We start from the raw sequence: 21,872 nt of genomic DNA on the forward strand, positions 1-21,872 counted from the left end.
GCCCTGTCGCAGGCCTTGCATCGTCATTGGCGCGGGGTATGGTCCCGGCGATTTTTCGCGAAAGGGATCAGTATGGCCAGCTTCAAGACACTGGATCACATCGGCAATATCAGCGGCAAGCGCGTGCTGGTGCGCGTCGACCTCAACGTTCCCGTCGCCGATGGCAAAGTCACCGACGCCACCCGTATCGAGCGCATCGCGCCGACCATCGCTGAGCTTTCCGGCAAGGGCGCCAAGGTCATCCTGCTTGCCCATTTCGGCCGCCCCAAGGAGGGTCCGACCCCCGAATTCTCGCTCGAGCCGATCGCCAGGGCGACAGCGGAGGTGCTTGGCCGCCCCGTCGGCTTTGCGTCCGACTGCATCGGCGACAGTGCAGCGAGCGCCGTCGCCGCCATGAACAAGGGCGACGTGCTGCTGCTCGAAAACACCCGCTTCCACAAGGCAGAGGAAAAGAACGACCCGGCCTTCACCGAAAAGCTCGCCGCCAATGGCGACATCTTCGTCAACGACGCCTTTTCCGCCGCGCACCGCGCCCATTCCTCGACCGAAGGGCTGGCCAATCTTCTGCCGGCCTTCGCTGGTCGCACGATGCAGGCCGAGCTCGACGCGCTGGAAAAGGGCCTCGGCAATCCTGTCCGCCCGGTCGTCGCCATCGTCGGCGGCGCCAAGGTCTCGACCAAGATCGATCTGTTGATGAATTTGGTGAAGAAGGTCGACGCGCTGGTCATCGGCGGCGGCATGGCCAACACCTTTCTTGCCGCGCGCGGCACCGATGTCGGCAAATCCTTGTGCGAGCACGACCTTGCCGGCACTGCCAAGCAGATCATGATCGAGGCGGCCGAGGCCGGCTGCGCCATCATCCTGCCGGTCGACGGCGTCGTCGCCAAGGAGTTTAAGGCGGGTACGGCCAGTCAGACCGTCGCCATATCACAGGTGCCTGCCGACGCGATGATCCTCGATGTCGGCGAAAAGACCGTGAAGACCATTGCCGAATGGATCGACCGCGCCGCGACGCTGGTCTGGAACGGTCCGCTCGGCGCCTTCGAGATCGAGCCCTTCGACCACGCGACGGTTGCGGCAGCCAGGCACGCGGCGGCGCGCACCGAGGCCGGCAAACTGGTCTCCGTTGCCGGCGGCGGCGACACCGTGGCGGCTCTCAACCACGCCGGCGTCGCCGACGATTTCACCTATGTCTCGACGGCCGGCGGCGCCTTTCTGGAATGGATGGAAGGCAAACCTTTGCCCGGCGTCGACGTGCTGAAGCACTAAGGCGAGAGGACGAAGCGGCGCGCTCGCGACTTTCAATCGATTCGCGTTTGCCCCAGCTGAACAGTTCGACTTGAACCTCTCTCGCGCTAATGTTCTGCTAGATGCGGACCAATTCAAGGAGAACCAGCATGAGCGAACGTCTCGAGGATATTGCCGCCGCGATCGTGGCCGATGGCAAGGGCCTATTGGCCGCCGACGAAAGCTCCGGCACCATCAAGAAGCGCTTCGACGTCATCGGCGTTGAATCGACTGCCGACAGCCGCCGCGACTATCGTGAGATGATGTTCCGCGCCTCCGACGCGATGACCAGGTACATTTCCGGCGTCATCCTCTATGACGAAACCATCCGCCAGAAGGCCGCCGACGGCACGCCGCTGGTCGACATTATCAAGGCTTCAGGGGCCATCCCCGGCATCAAGGTCGACGCCGGCGCCAAGCCTCTGGCCGGCTTTCCCGGCGACACCATCACCGAGGGCCTCGACGGCCTGCGCGAGCGCCTCGCCGACTACTACAAGATGGGCGCCCGTTTCGCCAAATGGCGCGCGGTGATTGACATCGATGTTGGCAAGGGCGTGCCTTCCGCCACCTCGATCGGCTCCAACGCCCATGCGCTGGCCCGCTATGCGGCGCTCTGCCAGGAGGCCGGCATCGTGCCGATCGTCGAGCCGGAGGTGCTGATGGACGGCGCCCACGACATCGCCACCTGCTACGAAATCTCGAAGGCCACGCTGATAAAACTCTACACTGAGCTCTATGCGGCCCGTGTCGTCCTCGAAGGCACCATCCTGAAGCCGAACATGGTGCTGGCCGGCAAGAAATCGGGCAAGGTGAGCAGTCCGGAAGAGGTCGCCGAACAGACCATAAAACTGTTCCGCGAGACGGTGCCGGCGGCGGTGCCGGGCATCGCCTTCTTGTCCGGCGGCCAGGAGGACGAGGAGGCAACCGCCAACCTCAACGCCATCAACGCCATTGGCCCACATCCGTGGAAGCTGACCTTCTCCTATGGCCGCGCCCTGCAGGCGGCCCCGCAGAAGGCATGGAGCGGCAAGGCGTCGAATGTCGCCGCCGGCCAGGCCGCCTTCGCCCACCGTGCCCACATGAACCATCTGGCGGCACTTGGAAAATGGCAGCCAGCGCTTGAAAAGGCCGCCTGACCGGAAACTTTCCGCATCGTTGGACCCGGGCCATGCGCCCGGGTTTTTGTTTGGAACAAGGCCAGCTGCGATCCTGCGCGTGAAAAAAGAGCGGCCTTGTCGGCTTCCGCCCCTGCCGAACGTCCTCTGTCGGAAAGAGGAGCAGGTTCATGCCAAGCAACAAGATCGTTTCCCGGGAAGACTGGTTCGAGGCGCACAAGGCGCATCTGGCGCGCGAAAAGGAATTGACGCGGTTTCGTGATCGCATCGCTGCCGAACGCCGCGAATTGCCGTGGCTGAAGATTCGCAAGGACTATGTCTTCGAGACCGAACAAGGGCCGAAGAAACTGGCCGACCTGTTCGCCGGCAAAAGCCAGCTGATCGTCTACCATTTCATGTTCGGGCCGGGCGCTGACTACCGCTGCGAAGGGTGCTCTTTCCTGGTCGACCACATCGACGGCGCCAACCAGCATCTCAGGCATCACGACGTGTCGCTGGTCGTCGTGGCGCGGGCGCCGCTGGCCGAGCTTCTGCCTTACAAGCAGCGGATGGGCTGGAAGTTCGACTGGGTGTCTTCCTACGCCTCGGATTTCAACTTCGACATGCAGGTTTCCTTCACCGACAAGCAGATCGCGGCCGGCGACACCACCTACAATTTCGACCAGCGCCCGCGAAAATCGAAGGATCTTCCCGGCGCCAGCGTGTTCTATCGGGATGAGGCCGGCGACATTTTTCTGACCTTCATCACGCGCGCCCGTGGCGGCGATCCACTGATCGGCGCCTACCATTATCTCGACATGACGCCGAAGGGTCGCAACGAGACCGGCCCCTATCACAGCCTGATGGACTGGGTGCGGCTGCATGACGAATATCAGGACAGACCGCAGACAGGGCATGAATGTTGCGGTTGATCCATCGTCGACCGCTGCAATTCACCTGCGGCGCCACATGCGCTAAAGGCTGGTTGTAATCCGCTCTATGGTATCGCCATGCGCCTTCCGGCCCTCCTCACCTGGCTCGCCTTCCCGGTCTACATCTGGCAAGGGCTCGGCGTGCGCCGCCGCACCACCCGCATGCTGCCGGCGCAAGGGCCGGTCATGCACGAGATATCGGGCAAGGCACCGGCAATCTCGCTTCTCGTGCTGGGCGATTCCTCGGCCGCCTCGGTCGGCATTGGCCATTCCGAGAACGGCCTGGCCGCGCAATTGGCTGTTCTGATCTCGCAACGTACCAGTCAGGCCGTGCGCTGGCGGGCGGCCGGCTTCAATTCGGCGACATCAGGCCAGATCCGCGACCACGTGCTGCCCAATCTGTCGGCCGATCCGTGGACGCATATCGTGCTCGCCATCGGCACCAATGACACCAAGAACTTCCACTCGGTGCCACGCTTCAAGAAGGAGTTCGGCGGCCTGCTTTACTCGCTACGCGCCAAATGGCCGGAGGCGCGTGTCGTGTGGTCGCCGGTGCTGGAATTCACCCGCGCACCGGCAATGCCGCCACTGCTCGGCAAGATCCTGGAAATCCGCGCCGGTGAGATGAACCGGATGGGCGAGCGCCTTTGCCTCGAGCGCGGCGCGGTGCCGGCGCCACGCCTGCCAATCACCGATCCGGAAGCCGGCTTTGCCTCCGATGGATTCCATGCCTCGGAAGCCGGCTACCGGGCCTGGGCGGAACATCTGGTGAGCCTGGTGCTGGGTAGGCTACCTGCCGCTTAGCGGGCCGCCAGCTTTACGTCCAATGCCCCAGCACTGCCGTGATCGAAATCGCCGCCATGGCCAGCAGGGCCAGCTTCCAGAAATCGCTACGCCGCTTCAGCCCCGGCCAGCCGAGCGGCTTGATAAGCTGGATGACCATCATGGCGATGATGACGAGCGCGAGGAGTTTCGACATGCCGCTTTTGACCAGCATAGCGGCCGGCTGTCAAAGCGCTCCTCGCCACGAGCCGATAGATACTAAGCCAGCGGCTTGAGGCCGGCCTCGATCGAAGCCCGCTTCGGTTCGAGGAAGGGCGGCAAGGCCAGCCTTTGGCCCAGCGTCTCCAGTGGCTCGTCGGCGGTGAAACCTGGTCCGTCGGTGGCGATCTCGAACAGGATGCCATTCGGCTCGCGGAAATAGAGCGAGCGGAAGTAGTATCGTTCGACCTCGCCGCTGGACGGCAGGTGAAATTCGGCCAACCGCGCCGTCCATTTGTGCAATGTCTCCTGGTCGGGCGCCCTGAACGCAACGTGGTGGACCGCGCCCGCGCCTTGCCGCGCCGGCGCAAAGCCCGGCTGCACCGCGACATGAAGTTCCGCCGCCGGCCCGCCTTCTCCCATCTCGAAGACATGGACCCGTCCCTCACCGTCCGGCGAGGCATAATCACGCGCTTTCCGCATATTCATCACCCTGGTCAGCACCGCCTCGGTATTGGTGATGTCGGGAACGCTGATGACGATCGGCCCAAGCCCGCGTATCTGGTGCTCAGCCGGCACCGGGCTTTGGGCCCAGGGGTGATTGTCCCCCTGGCCGCCATCGCTGACCAGACGCAGGCGCTGACCTTCGGGGTCTTCGAAATCCAAAGACGGATAGCCGCCAATGTCGCCGACCTCTCCCGTCGCGATGGCCTCGCCGTCCAGCCGTTCTTTCCACCAGGCCAGGCTTTCCGGGCTGGCGACCCGCAGGCTGGTGCGGACGATGCTGTTTGTGCCGCGCCGCTCGCGCCCAACCGGCCAGTCGAAGAAGGTAACATCGGTGCCGGGCGTCGCCTCCGCGTCGGCATAGAAGAGGTGATAGGCCGATGTGTCGTCCTGATTGACCGTCTTCTTCACCAGCCGCAGCCCCAGAACCCTGGTGTAGAAATGAAGGTTTCCGGGTGCGTTTGCAGTGATGGCGGTCAGATGGTGGATTCCTGTCAGTTGCAGGCTCATGGTCGTCTCCCTGATCTCTGGAAAAATTTTCTCCCTCAATATCAGAACCCCGAGTCTGCCGCTGAAGGCCGCGAATTCCGACAGTCCGTCGTTGCAGGTTGAACGACCTCCCCTTCATACCTTGATACGACCGGATGGCCCAAGCGCTGTCTTGCCTCGGCGACAGGCAGGAACAGAACGATCTCTAGAGACCCTGAACCCTCCTGACAGACTGCTGTCAGGAGGGGTGTGCGATGATGCCTTCATCGAAACAGAGGAGGCTAGTCATGAACGGTTTTACGATTTTGCGCAGCGTGCAGCACTATGTCGGCAAGATCCGGACGCTGCGCAACGAGATCCGCACCCAGCGGTTCATGGACGGGTTGCCGGCGGACCTCCGCAAGGACATCGGCTGGCCCGACATGTATGCCGGCACCCGCAGGAACGACAACTGAGGCGATTCTTGCAGGCCAGGATTGATACCAGCGCCGCGATCCCCAGATGTAGGTGGCAGGGCTGCTGAAGGCTCCTGACAGTATGTTGTCAGGAGCGGCGTGCGATAAAGCAGCAAGTTCAGGAGAGAGACATGGCCTTCATCCCTGCAAAAGCCTCGGCCTGGTTCGAGATCCCTGTCACCGACATGGCGCGCGCCCGCGCTTTCTATAAATCGGTGCTCGGGAATGATCTGGTGCTCGAGGAAAGCAGCCCGAACCCGATCGCCATGTTCAGCGCGCAGGATCGGATGGCATCTGGCCACGTCTACCCCGGAAAGCCGGCAGCACCTGGAACCGGACCGACCATCCATTTATCGGTGGCCGCACCGATCGAAGACGCCATGGAGCGGGTGACGCAGAATGGCGGCCAGGTCGTCTCGCCGGCGATCTCCATTCCGGCCGGCACATTCGCCTATTGCCTCGACCCGGACGGCAACAGTTTCGGACTCTTCGTCTAGGGGCTGCATGGTGAAAAGCTGGAACGACAGGCTGAACACACCGGGCATCAACGGCATCAAGCCGTCGCCACGCACGGTCGCGGACGTCGTCGAAGGCCCGCCGATGCTGGTGCCGACGGCACGCCAGGTCGATGATTTTATCCGGTCGATTCCGGAAGGCGTGGAGATGGATGTCCACGCGTTGCGCACCGCGCTCGCCATCGAGCACGGTGCCGAAGTGACATGTCCGGTCACCATAGGCTATCATCTGCGCACCGTGGCCGAGGCTGCCAATGAGGATCTTGAGCGCGGTATGTCGCTGGGCGACGTCGCACCCTTCTGGCGGGTGATCGACGCGAAGACGCCGACAACGAGGAAATTGTCCTTTGGCGCGGAGTTTGTCGCCGCGCAGCGTAAGCGCGAAGGGCTGAAGCCATAATGCGTGCCGCCCAAAAGTGGGAACCGGTTTTGGGACAACGACATGCATCATAAAGACAACACCGAGGGACCATACGATGCGCCGCGCCGACAGGCTCTTCCAGATCGTGCAGCATCTGCGCGGTGGCCGTCTGGTCACCGCCCAGAAGCTGGGCACGTGGCTCGAAGTTTCCGAGCGAACCATCTACCGCGACATCGCCGACCTGCAGTCGACCGGGGTGCCGATCGACGGCGAGGCGGGCGTTGGCTACATGATGAGGGAGGGTTTCGACCTTCCGCCGCTGATGTTCACGCGTGACGAGATCGTGGCGCTGGTCGCCGGCGCCCGCATGGTGCGCGCCTTTGGCGGCGCCGCCATGGCACGCGCCGCCGACGAGGCGCTGGTCAAGATCGGCGCCGTGCTGCCCGACGCCGAAAAGGACCGCATCGCCCGCACCGAGATCCACACGCCGATGTGGGTGGTGAGCGATGCCGCCCGCGAGGCGATCGACCTCATCGAGCGTGCCGTAGAAAAACGCCAGGTGCTGACCATCGACTATTCCGACGAGGCCGGCCGCGGCACCGCACGCGACATCAGGCCGTTGGGCCTGTGGTTCTGGGGCAAGGTGTGGACGCTGGTCGCCTGGTGCGAGATGCGCGACGATTTCCGCGCCTTCCGTATCGACCGCATCGCCTCTGTGGTGATTGCCGGCCGCGTCTTCAAACCTGAGCGTGGCAAGCAGCTCGCCGATTTCTATCGCGCGGTGGAACGCAGCGAGGATTACGGCATGTCGCGCGACCGCGCGGGACGGACGTGATCCCCTCCCAAGCCACGTCCGATAAAAAAGCCCGCTTCGAGCGGGCTTTTTTGTTTCATAGCTTGCCTTTCGCTATGGCTCCGGGCGTTCGTCGTTTCAATCGACAAATCGTTGTCAATTTGATCGGCCTGCGAGCCGAGCACTCCTCACTCCTCGTCTTCGTCCTTGTCCTTCGACTTCAGCGCCGAAAGCTTGGCGAAGACGGCTGTGGCGTCGAGTTCGGCATCCTCGTCCTTCGGCTTCTCCGGCGCCGGCACCAGCCGCTCGGTCAATGCCGCCGGCAGCAGCGTGTCGCCGGCCGGCTGCGCCTGCTCACGGCCGCGCGAGGCACGGTTGACTTCCATGTCGAGGTCGATCTGCGAGGCCAGTCCCAGCGTCACCGGGTCCATCGGCTGCAGATTGGCCGAGTTCCAATGCTTCCTGTCGCGGATCTGGTCGATCGTCGACTTGGTCGTGCCGACGAGGCGCGAGATCTGCGCGTCCTTCAGCTCGGGATGGTTGCGCACCAGCCAGAGGATGGCATTGGGCCGGTCCTGGCGCTTGGATAGCGGTGTGTAGCGCGGACCCTTGCGCTTGGATTCCGGCACCCGCACCTTGGGGTCGGACAGCTTCAGCCGATGGTTCTGGTCCTTCTCGGCGCGCGCGATCTCGTCGCGGGTCAGCTGGCCGGTCATGATCGGGTCCATGCCCTTGATGCCTTGCGCCGATTCTCCGTCGGCGATCGCCTTGACCTCGAGCGGATGCAGCCCGCAGAACTGCGCGATCTGCTCGAAGGAGAGCGCGGTGTTGTCGACCAGCCAGACGGCGGTCGCCTTGGGCATCAGCAGCGTGTTGGCCATTATAAAAATCCTTCTCGTTCGCCCGCGTTCCCGCGCGGGCGGTGGTTTTAGAGCCACCAAAATGGGAAATTCGCGGCCTGTATAACCGCTCTCTCGCCCTTTCGCAACGTTTTTGGGCAGCATTCAATCCTGGCGCCACCACGGGCAACCCGGTTTTTCAAAAAATATCCCGGCAGTCGGCATTTGCCGATTGTCGGGGCCAGGCCTTTCATCCAGATTTTCGGCTTCGATTGCAGTGGCCTGCCCTGAGATGGCCGAGCCGCTGATGGTGCGGGGCCAATCGATGATCGAGACCGGACACGCCGTCGCGGCGGAGTTGCTTCCGTTCGCCGTTTCGTATGCTCTGGTGGCAATGCTGCCGGGAGCCAACTTCGCAGTTGTCGCGCAGGCCGGGCTGACCGCTTCGCGCACGATCGCCTTGTCGGCTGCCGCCGGTACCGCCCTTGGCGCAAGCTTGCTGGCGGCCGTCGTCGCGACCGGAGCGGGCATGTTGCCGCCAGGGGGCATCGCGCACCAGGTGGCCGCCAGCCTCTACGGGGCGATGCTGGTGTTCATCGGCTGGAACTCGATGAGGCGGGCGCTGTCGACCAGGACCGCGGGGATCAAACAGCCGAAGCCAGTTCCGATCATTCGCCACTTCCGGCTGGCATTTGTCACGGCGGCTGCAAATCCCGCCACCGCGCTGTTCTTCGCGTCCTCTACGCTGAATTTGAATGTCCACGCATCCGCGATCGCCGTCGCGATGGTGTTTGTTGTTGCGATCATCTGGTTTGGCCTTGTCGGCCTTTCCATTTCCCAGCCAGCCACGCAGCGATTCTACGATCGTTTCCGAAAACCTGCGGACATCGTATTGGGCGGAGCTTTGGTGGCGCTCGGCTTTGCAGCACTTGGCCCCTGAAGCGAAGCATGCGCGCGAGCCGGCGCAATCGCAAAGGCCCCAAAAAGACAAAACCCGCCGGACTTGCGTCCAGCGGGCTCGGAACCGGCGACGAAAAACTGTCAGCGGCGGCTCTGGCTTTTTTCGGCGGATCCGGCCATTCGGACCGGACCTGCTCAAAATCAACGCGCCTGGCGGGCGATTCTCTCGATATCGCCGCGGTTGATGCCGAGATCGTTGAGCTGACGGGCGTTGAGCTTGTTCAGCTCACGCACGGTCTCATTGTACATGCGCCAGTTACGGAAAGCGCGGATCGGGTTCATGGTGGTCCTCCATTCGTTGGATCATTCGTTTCGATGGCGCGTAAATAGGCATCGCTGCCCAGGAATTGAACAGACGCTTTTGCATGGCCGCAATGCAATTGTGCATTGCAGCATTAAGCTTTTGTTCAGCTTACCGCGGGCGACGCACAAGCCCCAGGATGTGTTGAGATTCAGGTCAAGCCGGCCTCACCTGAATATCGATACATCCTAGCCGACGTCGAGCACGATCTTGCCTATATGTTCGCCCTCTTCCATCCGCTCATGCGCCCGCCACGCTTCCTTGAGCGGGAAGATCATGTCCATGACAGGCGCCACCTTGCGCGTACCGAGCAACGGCCACACCTGTGCCTCAAGTGCTGCGGCGATTGCCGCCTTGAACTCAACGGTGCGCGGCCGGAGCGTCGAGCCGGTGTGGACGAGCCGCTTGACCATGATCTTCGAAAAATCGGCGCTGGCGACCGCCCCGCCCTGCGTGGCGATCTGAACGATGCGGCCTTCTATCGCCGCAGCCTCATAGTTTCGCGCCACATAGTCGCCGCCGACCATGTCGAGGATGACATTGGCGCCCTTGCCTCCGGTCGCCTCCTTGACCGCCGCGACGAAATCCTCCTCGCGGTAGTTGATCGCCCGGTCGGCGCCAAGCTTCAGGCAGGCGTCGCATTTCTCCTTGGTGCCGGCGGTGGTGACGACATAGGCGCCGAAGGCAGACGCCAGCTGGATCGCCGTGGTGCCGATGCCGGACGAGCCGCCATGGACGAGCAGCGTCTCGCCGCTCTTCAGGCCGCCGCGTTCGAACACATTGTGCCAGACGGTGAAGTAGTTTTCAGGCACCGCCGCCGCTTCGGTGTGGGTGAAGCCGGCGGGCAGCGGCAGCACGCTGCCGGCATGGACCTTGACATATTCGGCATAGCCGCCGCCCGGCGTCAGCGCACAGACCCGGTCGCCGACGCGCCAGCGCGATATCTCGTCGCCAAGGGCCGCCACTTCGCCTGCTGCCTCCAGACCGGGCAGATCGGATGCGCCGGGCGGCGGCGGATAGGCGCCCTTGCGCTGCTGCACATCCGGCCGGTTGACACCGGCGGCACGTACCCGGATCAGGATTTCGCCGGGGCCGGGCGTCGGCACATCGCGTGTTTCCGGTTTCAGCACCCGCGGCCCGCCGGGTTCGGAGATTGCAATGGCCGTCATCTTCGCCGGAATTTTCTGTGCGCTCGCCATGAACTGTCCCGTGCCGGTCTGATTGCCGGCTGTTTGCATCAGCACCCCTGCCCTATGTATGCTGATTGCCAAATCAGGCAAATGGCCAAACTGACGTAGCGAAACCGCAATTGACCTCACCAGGGAGGAGCGACGATGGCGATCTTCGACGACGAACCCAAGAAGAAAGCGCGCCCGCACGAGATCGGCCAGGACCTGGCGCTGCTCTCAGTCGACGAACTGTCCGAGCGGATCGGCATCCTGCGCGACGAGATCGCGCGGCTGGAGGCTGAACTCAAGGCCAAGGACACCACCAAGTCCGCGGCCGAGGCGCTGTTCCGCCGCGGATAGGTTCCGCGCATCGTTTCCGGTGTCGAAGCGACGCCGCCGAAAAGCCTGAATGCAATTGTCTTCCGCCCTGCCACCCAAGCTCCAGCCCGGATCAGCAAATGTTCGCAACATACAGACCGATCCTCTCGCTGCTTCGCGGCACTGCTTTCCTGCTGGCGGCGTCCGGATTGCATGGCCTGCTGCTGCCGTTGCGCGGCCAGCTGGAAGGGTTCTCGACCGCATCGCTCGGCCTGATGGGTACGGCCTGGGCCGGCGGCTTCGTCACCGGCTGCTTTTTTGCCCCGCGCCTCGTGCGCCGCGCCGGCCATGTCAGGGCCTTCGGCGCCTTTGCCGCGTCGGGGGCGATCGTGGCGCTGCTGACCGGCCTGATCATCGATGAATACACATGGATCCTGCTGCGCGCCTTCACCGGCTTTACCATGGCCGGTGCCTTCATGGTCATCGAAAGCTGGCTGAACGAGAAGGCCACCAACGAGAATCGCGGCACCGTCTTCGGCCTCTATATGATGGTGACTTACGCCTCGATCATGGGCGGCCAGATGATCGTTGCCGGCGGCGACGTGAAATCGGCCTCGCTGTTCATGATCACCGGCATCCTGTTTTGCCTGTCGCTGATCCCGACCGCGGTCTCGACGCAGTCGCACCCCAAGCCGCTGCAGGACGTCAAGCTCGACGTCAAGGGGCTCTATGCCAATTCGCCAGTGTCGGCGATCGCCTGCCTTCTGATTGGTATCGCCAATGGCGCCTGGGGCACGCTTGGCGCCGTCTATGGCGCCCGCATCGGCATTTCCACGGCCGAGATCGCTCTGATGATGAGCCTGGTGGTTGTTGCCGGCGCTGCCATGCAGCTGCCGGCCGGGCGTCTCTCCGATAAGACGGATCGTCGCTTCGTGCTTGCCGGCGCTGCCTTCGGCGCAGCGCTGTTCGCCATCGCCATCTTCCTGTTCGAACCGCGATCCGGCGTCTTCGTCATTGTCTGCACCGCTGCCTATGGCGCCTTCGCCTACACGCTTTATTCGATCGCCGTGGCGCATGCCAACGACCATGCCCGATCGGAGGATTTCGTCAAAGTGTCGGGCGGCCTGCTGCTGCTCTATGGTTTCGGCACGATGATCGGGCCGATGCTGGCCGCCGGCCTGATGGGCTGGATGCGTCCCGAAGGCCTGTTCCTGGCGACCGCGCTGGCGCATCTTTGCCTGGCTGCCTATACGCTGCTGCGCATCAGCCGCCGCGCGCCGGTGCCGATCGAAAACCGCGACGCCTTCAAGACCCAGCCGGCCGAGCGTTCGCTCACGCCGGAGGCATTGCGGCTCGACCCACGCAGAAAAGATGAAACCGACGGTTGAGATTCGAAAGGCTTTGCCTCACAAATAAGGCATGATCTTTTCTGACGCCTTCATGGCGATTGCCGATCCCAACCGGCGCTATCTCTTGGAAGAGCTCCGGCGCGGCCCGAAGACCGTCAACGAACTGGCTGCCGGCTTGCCGGTTTCGCGCCCAGCGGTTTCGCAGCACCTGAAGGTGCTGCTCGAGGCCGGACTGGTCAACGCCAAGGCCGAAGGCACCAGGCGCGTCTATACCGTCAGCAATGCCGGCTTCCTCCGGCTCAACCTTTGGCTCGACCAGTTCTGGGATGCGGGAGAGCTTGGCTCGCCCGGGAACTGAAGTCCCGCGAAGGCGGTACCAATCGGTTTCATGACGGAGGGAACGATTATGGGACGCGAAGCGCTTCTTGGCGCATTGACTGCGGTTAATCTGGTTTTGCTCGCAGGGATCGGGCTGACGCAGATTCTGCCGGCGAAGGCACAAGATGGCGCAGGCATATTGCGCGGCAGCGGACTCGAGATTGTCGATCGCGAGGGCCGGTTGCGCTCCAGCATTTCCATTCAGCCAGCGGCGGCGGGCAAGGCCGAAACCGTTCTGTTCCGCCTGATCCCCGAGAATGGCCAACCCTCGGTCAAGATCAGCGCTTCGGTCGCCAGCGCCGGGTTGAGTTTCGTCGGCGGAGACGACAAGAGCTACATCATCCTCGAAGCGGCAGGATCCGAGAGCCAGCTCAAGATGGTGGAGCCGGACGGCCGCGAGAAGGTGTTCGCACCATAAAAAGTGGCAGGCAGGAATCGGATCTAGCCGTTGTTGTAGGGAAACAGTTTGAAATAAGGCTGCGCTTCCTCGATCACACGGGCCACCGACGGGCGTTCAAGCAGGCGGTCGTGATAGCGTTTTGCCGCTGGATATTTGTCACCGAAGGGTTCGACCTTGTTGGCATAGAACAGCGCAGGCGCCGCAGCGCAATCGGCCATGGTGAAGGCCTCGCCCACCGCCCATGTCTGTGCTTGCATCTCCTGCTCGATAATGGCGTACGAGCCACGCAGTTGAGCGCGGGCCTGCTCGACGCCGAACGGATCGGTCTTGCCTTCCGGCCGCAAACGGTCGCCAACGATCTTCTGCATCGGCTCCTGCACGTAGAAATCATAGAAACGGTCGGCCAGGCGAACCTGGCGGGCGAGATCGATATCGGCGGGGATCATCTCGACCGGACCAGGATAGTGCGCATTGAGATATTCGATGACGATGGTCGATTCCGGCACCGTCTGGTTCAACGCCTCGTCGCGCAGCACCGGCATCTTTCCGGTCGGCGACAGTTTCAGGAACGCCGCTCGCGACTGTTCGTTGCCGAGATCGACAACGACCGACGCGAACGGCGTGCCATTCTCGTAGAGCGCGATCAGCGGCTTCCAGCAGAAGGAGGCCAGCGGGTGAAGATGCATCGTCAGGGACATTGTTTCGCTTTCCGTGGTTCGCGCGGTTTGCCCTTGCTCAGATTGCTGGGGAGCCAAACAGACGCGGCTGCTTACTATTGCGGCCAATATGGTGCGCCTCAAGACCCAGCGCCGCTCTCTCTGGCTTGGCAATGCGCCGTGATCGCGGCAACGATTGCGCCCCAATCATCGGGATGCAATTCATGGCCGCCGCCTTCGATGCGGACAAGCCTCGCACCGGCAACGGCCTCTGCGACAGCGGCGCCATGCTCGATGGGAAAGATCGGATCCGCCGTGCCATGGATGACGAGGAGCGGAACCTTTAATTCGCGCAGGTCGCCTTTGCTGTCCTCATCACCCTTGAGCAGGAAATGATTGGTCGCGCTCAACAGGCCACCGGACCGGTCGTAATCCTGTTCGACGAAACGCCTCGTCCGCTCCTCGTCGAATGGATGCGCGGTGCCGGCGATGGCCTGTGCGTCCTTGACGATGAAGTCGACCACCTGGTCACGGTCGGACCAGTCGACGTCAGCCCCTTTGGCCGAGTGCTTCTTATAGGCCTCGCTCGTCCCGGGCAGATGCGACATATCGATCCCGGCCGGCGACGTGCTGATCGCGGTGAGCGAGAGGACGCGCGACGGATATTTCAGCGCCACAAGCTGCGCGATCATGCCACCCATCGACATGCCAGCCACATGCGCTTTGCTGATGCCATGGTGATCGAGCACGCGAATGGCATCATCCGTCATGTCGTCGAATGTGTAGGGCGGCTCGCCCGGCGCATATTTGGTCGAGTGGCCGGTGTCACGATTGTCATAGCGGATCACAAACAGACCCTCTTCGGCCAGTTTCCGGCAAAATGCCTCCGGCCACCAGAGCATCGACGCCATGGCGCCCATGATCAGCAGCACCGGCGGATGCGCCGGATCACCAAATGTCTGGGATGCGATGTCGGGTTCCGCAGTCTTCGTCATGGTCGCGATCTCCTCCTCATAAACCAATTGCATTCTGCAATCAGTTGCACGATAATAAAACTGATATCATAATGCAACCAGTTTTTCCCTGGAGAATCGCATGAGCACCGATCACCGGTCCGGATGCCCGATCAACCTGTCGCTCGAAGTCTTTGGCGACCGCTGGAGCCTGATCATCCTTCGCGACATGATTTTCGGCGGCAGACGCCATTTTCGCGAATTGCTCAACGGTTCGATCGAGGGCATCGCCTCCAACATCCTCGCCGACCGGCTGAAGCGGTTGATGGAATTGGGCATGCTGACCAAGGCCGACGATCCCTCCCACAAGCAGAAGGCGATCTATAGCCTGACCGAAATGGCGATAACCCTGGTGCCGATCCTGGCGCATCTCGGCGCCTGGGGCCGCGTCTGGCTACCGGTCAGCGAAGAACTCTCGATCCGCGCCGAGCTCCTCGAAAAGGGCGGCCCGCCGTTGTGGGACAAGTTCATGGACGAATTGCGCCACGAGCATCTGGGCGCACCTACCGTCGTGTCAGGCCCCACGGTCCGCGCGACCTTACAGGCCGGATACGAAGCTTTTGTCGCCCGCAAGGCGCCGGAGGCGGGGCGCGAACCGGCAGCCTGATCAACTTATTTTCCCAATTGCGGGCCGGCTCTGCTATCAAGGGGCTGAAAATCATAATTCAAGGGATTGGATAGCGCTCTTGGTCGAGAACTCTAAGGATACCGCGCGCGCACGCGCGGATTTGCGTTTCAAGAAGCAGGAAGAGGCAGCCACTGTCCGCCAGAAAGCGATGGCCGAATATGTCGCCGAGAGCGACGCCCGCCAGGCCAAGACCAACAAGCTGAGAGCACTGCGTCTCGCCAAGGAAGCGGAAGACTTGGCCAATGCGCCACCTGCCCCGGTGAAAAAGCCGGCGCGCGCCAAGAAAAAATAGCCCATCCGCTGAACCTCCGCCTAAGGCCTGGAAGCGGCCGGAAGGCTGCGCCATGATCCGCTGGCGCGAGTCAACGACCCGTTCCAGAATGCCATCCATTCCGTTTCTTCACGCAAAGCAATTTCAACCGAAACCGGGATTTTGCATCTCCCGCTCCCGGTCGATGATTGACGCGCCTCAACAGGAGAATGCCATGACCGCGCTGACGCTCGACACCGCCATCAAGATCATCGAGGCTGCCTTTGTCAAAGGCGCCGAACTCAAGCTCAAGCCGCTCGGCGTTTCCGTCCTTGATGCCGGCGCCCATCTGGTCGCCTTCCAGCGCCAGGATGGCGCCTCGTTCCTGCGTCCGCAAATGTCGGCCGGCAAAGCCTATGGCGCGCTTGCCATTGGCATGGGTTCGCGCCGTGTCGAAGCCTTCGCCAAGGAACGCCCGCATCTGGTCGCCGGCATCTCGGATGTCTCCGGCGGGCGCGTCCTGCCTGTCGTCGGCGGCGTGCTGATCCGCGACAAATCAGGCGCCATCGTCGGCGCTGTAGGCATTTCCGGCGACACGTCGGACAATGACGAGGCAGCGGCAATCGCCGGCATCGAGGCCGCCGGCTTCACCGCCGACCCAGGCTGAGGTGGAGGAGTTTCCAACGTCGTCATCCCAGGGCGGCGCAGGAGCGAAGCTCCGCCGCGGAGACCCTGGGATCCATGCCGTGACCCTAGCCGAGGAGTGCCGCGGAGCGGAATTCTGCACCGAAGCAACGCTCTGAAGCCAATCGCCGGGCATGCCGTCGACGCGAGCGAAACTTCTACGCCGAGGAACTAGTTCATATTAATATCACGGCTGGCCGACCGCATCGACACCGAGAAGCCGGCCAGCACATCGATCAGCGCGATGACAGTCAGCGTGAAGAAGACGGAATGCGCCGCGCCCTTGACCAGCAGGAACTCGACCAGGAACGCCACGAAGACGAAGGTCGACAACAAATGGTCCATGATCGAGGCGTTGGTCGTGCGTGTCGCCTTCACCATTTCGATGAAGAAGAAGATCAGCCCGATCAGCACCATCAGGTCGCCAAGAGTCATCGAGAAGATGCCGCCCGACATCATGCGGACCGAGAACATTTCGCTCGCCCACGGATCGTCGCCCCCGCCAAATATTCCCAGAAGCCCGAGATTGTAGAGCACGAAGGGCACGATCAGCAGCGGGATGGCACCGAACATAAGGCGTCTCCGGTTGGACTGTCTTCTGTAGTAGGCGCCCGGCATCCACCGTCAAGAATTTTCGCATGCGGCCGCGAACACGGACAAAGACGGTGCGAAACAACAATGTCAGCGGCGCCCGGCTGGCACCCGATGCGGCCACTGGGATGTCCGGGATTGGTTTCGGTGGACGATCGCCGGCGCCAAACGCAAAAAGACCGGCCAGAGGCCGGTCCTTTGAAAGTCACGAAACCGGGGAAGCTTCTCCGCTTTCCCGGAGAAGCTCCTCAGCTTTCCTTGGGCGTCAGCACCTGGCGGCCGCGATACATGCCGGTCTTCAGGTCGATATGATGCGGCCGGCGCATTTCGCCGGAATTCTTGTCCTCGACATAGGTCGGGGCCTTGAGGGCGTCGGCCGAGCGGCGCATGCCGCGCTTGGACGGAGAGGTTTTTCGTTTCGGAACGGCCATGGATATGCTCCACTAGATGGTCAAAATGCCCCGGCCGCCCTCGTGAAAGGGCCGCGTCAGGGGCCGGAATCTGAGAAAGTCGGGTGCCTATACACGCCTGATGCCGTTTTGGCCAGCACCGAAGCGAATTTTTTTGCGCCTACTGGAGACAGCCGACATAGGCGCCGGACCGGCCCGCGCGCCGCTCGATCAGCAAGGCCAGCCGTCTCAGCCCCTGCCCAGGTTTAGCCGGGTTGCGCGCGATCGGGTTCGGCAAGGTGACGGCAAGCAGCGCCGCCTGCCGTCGCGACAATTGTTTTGCCGAAACGCCGAAATGATGCTGGGCGGCGGCCTCGATGCCATAGACGCCCGGCCCCCATTCGGCGATGTTGAGGTAGATTTCCATGATGCGCCGTTTCGACATCACCGCGTCGAAATAAACGGCCAGCGGCAGTTCGACGACCTTGCGCACCGAGCCCAGCGGCCGCGACCAGAGATAGAGGTTCTTCACCGTCTGCATGGTGATGGTTGAGGCACCGCGTGTAGCCTCGCCGGCCAGCGCATCGTCGACGACGCCCCTCAATTCGCCAAGATCGATGCCGCGGTGGAAACAGAACTGCCCGTCTTCCGACATGATGACCGAATGCGCCAGCACCGGCGCCACATCGTCGATCGAAACCCAGCGCCGGTCATAGCCGGAAAACGTCGCCAGATCCTTCAGCATCAGCGTCGACACCGGATGCACGAACCACGGCAGATAGAGGAAGGTCAGCACCGCCGGAATCAGCGCCAGCACAAGCACGACGGCGATGCCGCGCCGGACCCAGCGTTTGAGACCGATGCGGTTGCCGCGTTTCGGTCTACCCGCCATGTCCAACCCTTCGGTTTCGAGATCGACGATCGGTTCCGCCAAGCCGTCCAACCCACGCTACTCCTTGCCCCGGCATAATGGCGCTTGGCTTCTTGCGCAACGTCTGAGTGTCGGCTACCGGTCCCGGCCATGACGAAAGACGATCAAATGCCGTTCGAGACAGTACTTGTCGCACGCGCTGGCCCGCTCGAGGCACTGCTCAGGCGGCTTCTCGACGAACGCCCGCTTTCGGGCGAGATCGCGCGGCCTGGGCACCTGATGGCGGCGATGCGCCACGGCGCGTTGAACGGCGGCAAGCGCCTGCGGCCCTTCCTCGTCCTGGAAAGTGCCGCGCTGTTTTCCGCCGACGGCGAGGCAGCCCTGCGCGTCGCGGCCGCACTCGAATGCGTGCATTGTTATTCGCTGATCCATGACGATCTGCCCGCCATGGACGATGACAATTTGCGCCGTGGCCAACCGACTGTGCACAAGGCCTTCGACGAGGCGACCGCCATCCTCGCCGGAGACGCCTTGCTGACGCTTGCTTTCGACATCATTGCCGATGAGGCGACAGCGCTGCCGGCTGAGCGCAGGGCAGCTCTGTTGCTGGCGCTGGCCCGTGCCGCCGGGGCTGGCGGCATGGTGGGTGGCCAGATGCTCGACCTCGAAGCCGAGCGGATCAGGCCGGACGAGGCCGGCATCATCCGGCTGCAGGCGATGAAGACCGGCGCGCTGATCCGCTTCGCCTGCGAAGCGGGCGCAATCATTGCCGGTGCGCCATCGGCCGACCGCGAGAGACTGGCCGAGTTCGGCTCGGCGATCGGGCTGGCCTTTCAGCTTGCCGACGACTTGCTCGACCTGACGGCGGATATCAGCCAGATGGGCAAGGCCACCGGCAAGGATGCCGCCGCCGGCAAGGCGACGCTGGTGGCGCTGCATGGCGCCGACTGGGCGCGGGACCAGCTCAACGGGCTGGTCGACCAGGCGCATGCGCTGCTTGAGCCCTATGGCGAAGACGCCGTGCTTTTGAAAGAGGCGGCAAAATTCGTGGCGGACCGCAACAGCTGACGCTGCTTCAGGCTGGCCCCTCCCGCCCTGGCCGCATTCTGATATCCACCGGCTGGTTGCAGCTGCTCGGAAATACACCCAATAATAGTCAGCCGAAGGCCCGCGCGCTGAATTGACCTCTCTCGGAGGCGCACATAGGTTCCGCCTCATCCGATCGGCGGGGGGCGCCTTCCGGAACCGAGTTCGACGGAGCCTTGCGTCCGATGCGCGGCATCGGCGACAACGAAAGCTTGGTCAACGCGTTCGCTCAGACGGATCAGCCCTGGGCTCTACCCTTGGGAGACCGTGCCTATGGCGGACCATTCTTCGATCTAATTGGGGTATCTGTCGATGGGTCAGACGGCTGCGTCCAAATTATAGCGGCGAATCCAATCGAGGCTCGTTTCGTCAGAGAGCTTTGCAACGCCAGGAGTTACGTCCTCGGTATTCGGTGCTTGAACTCCCAGAGCTTCGCAGATGGACACCAATGTCGCGGCCGGATCGCTTGAGAGACGCTCATAGCCGACACGAAGCGGGGTTATGCCTTGTTCTTCGAACCACAAGTTCCAGGCAGAGTCATAGGTCGCGAGTTCAGTGACCTCATGTTTGATCCGCTCGAAATCGTATCGGGGTTCTTTCGGCGGTGCGACCCTTTCGATCTCGGTTCCGTCAGGAGCGATATGCCAAAGACCAGTTTGCTCTGCCTTGACCAGGGAAACAGCTTGCGCGAGCTTATTCTCACGGGAGAGATGTATATAGAGAATATTGCCAAACGCTTTTTCAAAACGCGCCTTGTCCGATGGAAGTTGTGGGAAAATCTGATCGAGGATTGCCGAGAGTTCGTCCAGATTTTCCTTCATCAAACGAAGACCGAAAATGCCGGTCCTGTCCTTTCCAGCCCTGATTGCTCCGTTGAGATATGCGATATTGAATTCGCGCCCACCCACCGTGTCAGGGTTCGGCAAATCCCATTCCTCGGCCCACTCGCATATGTTCTGGCGCCGATAGAACGAGTGAGGATTGCCGGCCACCCTTGTGGATGCCAGTAGATTGCATAGGAGAGTGCTTCCGGTTCTCGGAGTGCCGCAGATAATGTATCCGTCAAACATGCTACAGCTCATGCTGGTCGTCGGCGGCAGGGCAATCGCCCGAGGGCAAGTGATGGGCGACGCTATAACTGAAATCTTTGCTGTATGCGACGGGCACACTCCAGCGGAGTAAGGACGCTGGTGTCGACTTCGAGATCGTAGTCGATGCCCTTATGCACGCGGTCATATTGCCAGCGCGCCAGTCCCGGCAAACGGTCGGCCCGCTGGATTTCGCGGCCCTCGAGAATATCGAGCGAGGCGAAGACGCCGACTAGGTGTAGATCGAATTTCGACAGCAGCCCTAGATACTCCGGCATCTCGCCGTTGCACATTACATCGTCGACAATAAGGTTGTTGCCCTGTTCCGCCATCGCGGCAATGGCGTGCCGCATGCCGCGCAAGGTTCGCGCACCGACCGGACCCGTGTTGATGGCGACGATCGGCGGCCCGCCGTCTTCCCCGACCGCTTCATAGGCGAAACCGGCGGCATTGTCCTGAAGGGCTTCAGGCAGCATTGCGATGAAAGCGTCCATCTGGACATGCAGGAAGGGCTCGGCGGTTATCGTCTGCAACGCCTTGGCGATCGAGCTTTTGCCGACGCTGCCGACGCCGTTGAGAAGGACGATCCTGGCGGTCATGTTTCCAGCGCTTTCAAATTCGGCGAGACCGCCGAGACCCTATCGGTTTCGCACCACAATGCAGGCGCCGCCGACGCTTTGCAGTTTCTGGCAGATATTGTCGGCCTTGGCTCTGGTGTCGGCGCCGATCCGCACCGCATAGATGCCGCGCCTGCCGATAGGGGTCCGCACCCGGCTGACCACCGGAGTGCTGCCGCTGAGCAAGGCCGGGAACCGGCGCTTCACGCTGCTCCATTGGTTGAGCGCGGCGGCGCGGCGGAAATTGCCGGCCACCTGCACGCCCCAAGGCTTGATGTTGATCCTTGCCATAGCCACGGTTCTGGACATGATCACCGGCAGCTCGCGGCAGGCGACCGCAAAATTCGCTTTCTTGTCGAGCGGCCGGATGATGCCGGCATAGGCGGTGTCGGTGAACCTGTCGGCCGGCTCGCCCATGACGTCCAGAACGTAGCTTTCGGTCTCCATCGGCAGGAAGCCGCCGGATTTCAGCCAGCGCGACACCCGGGTTTCGCCGGCATTGTAGGCAGCAGCGGCGAGACCCAGATTGCCGAAGCCGGTTTTCAGTTCGGCGAGATATTTCGCCGAGGCCGGGATGGCCTGCTCGATATCGAAGGAATTGGCGAGACCGCGCATCTTGGCGGTGCCCGGCATGAACTGGGCGATGCCTTCGGCGCCGACCGGACTGACAGCGTTGGGATCGAAGCGGCTTTCCTTCCAGATCAGCCGGGCGAAGAAATCCTTGGGCAGGCCGTTCTGGTTTGCATGGGCCTCGATCAGGTTGCAGACCCGGTCGATCAGGCGCTGTTTGGTGGGGCGCGGCGGATCGGCGTGGGCGGCTGTCGCCCAGCCCAGCCCAGCAAGCAAGACCAGCGTCGCCCACGGGAAGTGCATC

The 21,872-nt window shown here is 62.5% G+C and carries 30 protein-coding genes; 17 read left to right on the forward strand and 13 right to left on the reverse strand.

Annotated features, from left to right (window positions below; translation table 11 throughout):
* The first annotated feature begins 72 nt into the window (after positions 1 to 72).
* The 4 genes from OHD62_RS14320 to OHD62_RS14335 all read left to right on the forward strand — a co-directional run bounded on the left by OHD62_RS14320 (position 73) and on the right by OHD62_RS14335 (position 4,117).
* Positions 73 to 1,269 carry a phosphoglycerate kinase gene (locus OHD62_RS14320; RefSeq protein WP_263783435.1) on the forward strand — a complete coding sequence of 399 codons (1,197 nt, stop codon included), beginning with the start codon at positions 73 to 75 and terminating at the stop codon, positions 1,267 to 1,269.
* A gap of 128 nt (positions 1,270 to 1,397) precedes the next feature.
* Positions 1,398 to 2,423: a class I fructose-bisphosphate aldolase gene (locus OHD62_RS14325; protein WP_263783436.1), complete on the forward strand. Its 1,026-nt coding sequence runs from the start codon at positions 1,398 to 1,400 to the stop codon at positions 2,421 to 2,423.
* Between the two features lie 149 nt (positions 2,424 to 2,572).
* Positions 2,573 to 3,313 (forward strand): DUF899 domain-containing protein, encoded by a 741-nt coding sequence (locus OHD62_RS14330; protein WP_263783437.1) that lies wholly within the window; start codon positions 2,573 to 2,575, stop codon positions 3,311 to 3,313.
* A 78-nt stretch (positions 3,314 to 3,391) separates the two neighbouring features.
* The gene (locus OHD62_RS14335; protein ID WP_263783438.1) at positions 3,392 to 4,117 is read left to right on the forward strand and encodes an SGNH/GDSL hydrolase family protein; all 726 of its coding nucleotides are present in this window, start codon (positions 3,392 to 3,394) and stop codon (positions 4,115 to 4,117) included.
* Between the two features lie 13 nt (positions 4,118 to 4,130).
* On the opposite strand, the gene OHD62_RS14340 is transcribed toward OHD62_RS14335, so the two are convergent.
* On the reverse strand, positions 4,131 to 4,292 hold the full coding sequence (locus tag OHD62_RS14340) for a hypothetical protein (protein WP_008873884.1): 162 nt from the start codon (positions 4,290 to 4,292) through the stop codon (positions 4,131 to 4,133).
* Between the two features lie 62 nt (positions 4,293 to 4,354).
* Positions 4,355 to 5,308, reverse strand: coding sequence for a ring-cleaving dioxygenase (locus OHD62_RS14345; protein WP_263783439.1), 954 nt, complete (start codon positions 5,306 to 5,308; stop codon positions 4,355 to 4,357).
* Between the two features lie 266 nt (positions 5,309 to 5,574).
* Between OHD62_RS14345 and OHD62_RS14350 the strand changes: the two genes are divergently transcribed.
* From OHD62_RS14350 to OHD62_RS14365, 4 genes are all read left to right on the forward strand, one after another.
* On the forward strand, positions 5,575 to 5,742 hold the full coding sequence (locus OHD62_RS14350; RefSeq protein ID WP_263783440.1) for a hypothetical protein: 168 nt from the start codon (positions 5,575 to 5,577) through the stop codon (positions 5,740 to 5,742).
* A 131-nt stretch (positions 5,743 to 5,873) separates the two neighbouring features.
* On the forward strand, positions 5,874 to 6,239 hold the full coding sequence (locus OHD62_RS14355) for a VOC family protein (protein WP_263783441.1): 366 nt from the start codon (positions 5,874 to 5,876) through the stop codon (positions 6,237 to 6,239).
* 7 nt (positions 6,240 to 6,246) lie between these two features.
* On the forward strand, positions 6,247 to 6,657 hold the full coding sequence (locus tag OHD62_RS14360) for a hypothetical protein (RefSeq protein ID WP_263783442.1): 411 nt from the start codon (positions 6,247 to 6,249) through the stop codon (positions 6,655 to 6,657).
* A gap of 76 nt (positions 6,658 to 6,733) precedes the next feature.
* Complete coding sequence (locus OHD62_RS14365) at positions 6,734 to 7,453, forward strand: helix-turn-helix transcriptional regulator (RefSeq protein ID WP_006327961.1); 720 nt, start codon at positions 6,734 to 6,736, stop codon at positions 7,451 to 7,453.
* Positions 7,454 to 7,599: 146 nt separating this feature from the next.
* Here OHD62_RS14365 and OHD62_RS14370 read toward each other — a convergent pair whose 3' ends face one another.
* On the reverse strand, positions 7,600 to 8,292 hold the full coding sequence (locus tag OHD62_RS14370; RefSeq protein ID WP_263783443.1) for a DUF1013 domain-containing protein: 693 nt from the start codon (positions 8,290 to 8,292) through the stop codon (positions 7,600 to 7,602).
* A gap of 250 nt (positions 8,293 to 8,542) precedes the next feature.
* Between OHD62_RS14370 and OHD62_RS14375 the strand changes: the two genes are divergently transcribed.
* Positions 8,543 to 9,190, forward strand: coding sequence for a LysE family transporter (locus tag OHD62_RS14375; protein ID WP_263783444.1), 648 nt, complete (start codon positions 8,543 to 8,545; stop codon positions 9,188 to 9,190).
* Positions 9,191 to 9,351: 161 nt separating this feature from the next.
* Here the strand turns inward: OHD62_RS14375 and OHD62_RS14380 are convergent, their stop codons facing one another.
* On the reverse strand, positions 9,352 to 9,492 hold the full coding sequence (locus OHD62_RS14380) for a DUF1127 domain-containing protein (protein WP_008873877.1): 141 nt from the start codon (positions 9,490 to 9,492) through the stop codon (positions 9,352 to 9,354).
* 207 nt (positions 9,493 to 9,699) lie between these two features.
* Positions 9,700 to 10,710: an NAD(P)H-quinone oxidoreductase gene (locus tag OHD62_RS14385; protein WP_263783884.1), complete on the reverse strand. Its 1,011-nt coding sequence runs from the start codon at positions 10,708 to 10,710 to the stop codon at positions 9,700 to 9,702.
* Positions 10,711 to 10,845: 135 nt separating this feature from the next.
* Here OHD62_RS14385 and OHD62_RS14390 point away from each other — a divergent pair, with 135 nt between their 5' ends.
* The 4 genes from OHD62_RS14390 to OHD62_RS14405 all read left to right on the forward strand — a co-directional run bounded on the left by OHD62_RS14390 (position 10,846) and on the right by OHD62_RS14405 (position 13,143).
* Positions 10,846 to 11,040: a DUF1192 domain-containing protein gene (locus tag OHD62_RS14390; RefSeq protein WP_263783445.1), complete on the forward strand. Its 195-nt coding sequence runs from the start codon at positions 10,846 to 10,848 to the stop codon at positions 11,038 to 11,040.
* 98 nt (positions 11,041 to 11,138) lie between these two features.
* The gene (locus OHD62_RS14395) at positions 11,139 to 12,386 is read left to right on the forward strand and encodes an MFS transporter (RefSeq protein ID WP_263783446.1); all 1,248 of its coding nucleotides are present in this window, start codon (positions 11,139 to 11,141) and stop codon (positions 12,384 to 12,386) included.
* A gap of 31 nt (positions 12,387 to 12,417) precedes the next feature.
* Positions 12,418 to 12,705: an ArsR/SmtB family transcription factor gene (locus OHD62_RS14400; protein WP_263783447.1), complete on the forward strand. Its 288-nt coding sequence runs from the start codon at positions 12,418 to 12,420 to the stop codon at positions 12,703 to 12,705.
* A gap of 48 nt (positions 12,706 to 12,753) precedes the next feature.
* Positions 12,754 to 13,143 carry a hypothetical protein gene (locus tag OHD62_RS14405; RefSeq protein WP_263783448.1) on the forward strand — a complete coding sequence of 130 codons (390 nt, stop codon included), beginning with the start codon at positions 12,754 to 12,756 and terminating at the stop codon, positions 13,141 to 13,143.
* A gap of 23 nt (positions 13,144 to 13,166) precedes the next feature.
* On the opposite strand, the gene OHD62_RS14410 is transcribed toward OHD62_RS14405, so the two are convergent.
* On the reverse strand, positions 13,167 to 13,823 hold the full coding sequence (locus OHD62_RS14410; RefSeq protein WP_263783449.1) for a glutathione S-transferase family protein: 657 nt from the start codon (positions 13,821 to 13,823) through the stop codon (positions 13,167 to 13,169).
* 98 nt (positions 13,824 to 13,921) lie between these two features.
* The gene (locus tag OHD62_RS14415; RefSeq protein WP_263783450.1) at positions 13,922 to 14,776 is read right to left on the reverse strand and encodes an alpha/beta fold hydrolase; all 855 of its coding nucleotides are present in this window, start codon (positions 14,774 to 14,776) and stop codon (positions 13,922 to 13,924) included.
* A gap of 100 nt (positions 14,777 to 14,876) precedes the next feature.
* Between OHD62_RS14415 and OHD62_RS14420 the strand changes: the two genes are divergently transcribed.
* From OHD62_RS14420 to OHD62_RS14430, 3 genes are all read left to right on the forward strand, one after another.
* Positions 14,877 to 15,401 carry a winged helix-turn-helix transcriptional regulator gene (locus OHD62_RS14420; RefSeq protein ID WP_263783451.1) on the forward strand — a complete coding sequence of 175 codons (525 nt, stop codon included), beginning with the start codon at positions 14,877 to 14,879 and terminating at the stop codon, positions 15,399 to 15,401.
* Between the two features lie 79 nt (positions 15,402 to 15,480).
* Positions 15,481 to 15,714 (forward strand): hypothetical protein, encoded by a 234-nt coding sequence (locus OHD62_RS14425; protein ID WP_263783452.1) that lies wholly within the window; start codon positions 15,481 to 15,483, stop codon positions 15,712 to 15,714.
* Positions 15,715 to 15,907: 193 nt separating this feature from the next.
* Positions 15,908 to 16,339, forward strand: coding sequence for a GlcG/HbpS family heme-binding protein (locus OHD62_RS14430; RefSeq protein WP_263783453.1), 432 nt, complete (start codon positions 15,908 to 15,910; stop codon positions 16,337 to 16,339).
* A gap of 188 nt (positions 16,340 to 16,527) precedes the next feature.
* Here OHD62_RS14430 and OHD62_RS14435 read toward each other — a convergent pair whose 3' ends face one another.
* The 3 genes from OHD62_RS14435 to OHD62_RS14445 all read right to left on the reverse strand — a co-directional run bounded on the left by OHD62_RS14435 (position 16,528) and on the right by OHD62_RS14445 (position 18,279).
* Positions 16,528 to 16,929, reverse strand: coding sequence for a hypothetical protein (locus OHD62_RS14435; RefSeq protein WP_263783454.1), 402 nt, complete (start codon positions 16,927 to 16,929; stop codon positions 16,528 to 16,530).
* A 266-nt stretch (positions 16,930 to 17,195) separates the two neighbouring features.
* Positions 17,196 to 17,378 (reverse strand): 50S ribosomal protein L32, encoded by a 183-nt coding sequence (rpmF, locus tag OHD62_RS14440; RefSeq protein ID WP_008834724.1) that lies wholly within the window; start codon positions 17,376 to 17,378, stop codon positions 17,196 to 17,198.
* A gap of 139 nt (positions 17,379 to 17,517) precedes the next feature.
* Complete coding sequence (locus OHD62_RS14445) at positions 17,518 to 18,279, reverse strand: biosynthetic peptidoglycan transglycosylase (RefSeq protein ID WP_263783461.1); 762 nt, start codon at positions 18,277 to 18,279, stop codon at positions 17,518 to 17,520.
* A 78-nt stretch (positions 18,280 to 18,357) separates the two neighbouring features.
* Here OHD62_RS14445 and OHD62_RS14450 point away from each other — a divergent pair, with 78 nt between their 5' ends.
* Complete coding sequence (locus OHD62_RS14450) at positions 18,358 to 19,275, forward strand: polyprenyl synthetase family protein (protein ID WP_263783462.1); 918 nt, start codon at positions 18,358 to 18,360, stop codon at positions 19,273 to 19,275.
* Between the two features lie 335 nt (positions 19,276 to 19,610).
* On the opposite strand, the gene OHD62_RS14455 is transcribed toward OHD62_RS14450, so the two are convergent.
* Genes OHD62_RS14455 through OHD62_RS14465 form a run of 3 tightly spaced genes read right to left on the reverse strand, consistent with a single transcriptional unit; the run spans position 19,611 to position 21,871 of the window.
* Positions 19,611 to 20,375 carry a Stf0 family sulfotransferase gene (locus OHD62_RS14455; protein WP_318528598.1) on the reverse strand — a complete coding sequence of 255 codons (765 nt, stop codon included), beginning with the start codon at positions 20,373 to 20,375 and terminating at the stop codon, positions 19,611 to 19,613.
* Between the two features lie 50 nt (positions 20,376 to 20,425).
* Positions 20,426 to 20,980, reverse strand: a complete 555-nt coding sequence (locus OHD62_RS14460; protein WP_263783464.1) for a chloramphenicol phosphotransferase CPT family protein — start codon at positions 20,978 to 20,980, stop codon at positions 20,426 to 20,428.
* 39 nt (positions 20,981 to 21,019) lie between these two features.
* Complete coding sequence (locus OHD62_RS14465) at positions 21,020 to 21,871, reverse strand: lytic transglycosylase domain-containing protein (protein WP_263783465.1); 852 nt, start codon at positions 21,869 to 21,871, stop codon at positions 21,020 to 21,022.
* Position 21,872: the final 1 nt, after the last annotated feature.

Origin of the sequence: Mesorhizobium sp. YC-39 (genome assembly GCF_025753795.1) — a bacterium.
In the GTDB taxonomy this organism is placed as follows: domain Bacteria; phylum Pseudomonadota; class Alphaproteobacteria; order Rhizobiales; family Rhizobiaceae; genus Mesorhizobium.